The 410-nt window shown below is 55.1% G+C and carries 1 rRNA gene; it reads left to right on the plus strand.

Going from position 1 to position 410, the window contains the following annotated elements:
• A 16S ribosomal RNA gene (locus tag CG50_RS16065) occupies positions 1–410 on the plus strand; the annotation flags it as partial.

The raw sequence follows: 410 nt of genomic DNA on the forward strand, positions 1-410 counted from the left end.
CAGCCAAGTAGCGTGCAGGATGACGGCCCTACGGGTTGTAAACTGCTTTTATGCGGGGATAAAGTTCACTACGTGTAGTGTTTTGCAGGTACCGCATGAATAAGGACCGGCTAATTCCGTGCCAGCAGCCGCGGTAATACGGAAGGTCCGGGCGTTATCCGGATTTATTGGGTTTAAAGGGAGCGCAGGCGGCACTTCAAGCGTGACGTTAAATGTCGGGGCTCACCCCCGTTGTGCGTCGCGAACTGTCGTGCTTGAGTAGGTGGCAGGGAGGCGGAATTCGCGGTGTAGCGGTGAAATGCTTAGATATCGCGAGGAACTCCGATAGCGCAGGCAGCCTCCCGTTGCCTTACTGACGCTCATGCTCGAAGGTGCGGGTATCGAACAGGATTAGAAACCCTAGTAGTCCA

The sequence above is a fragment of the Paenirhodobacter enshiensis genome, assembly GCF_000740785.1.
Lineage (GTDB): Bacteria > Pseudomonadota > Alphaproteobacteria > Rhodobacterales > Rhodobacteraceae > Rhodobacter > Rhodobacter enshiensis.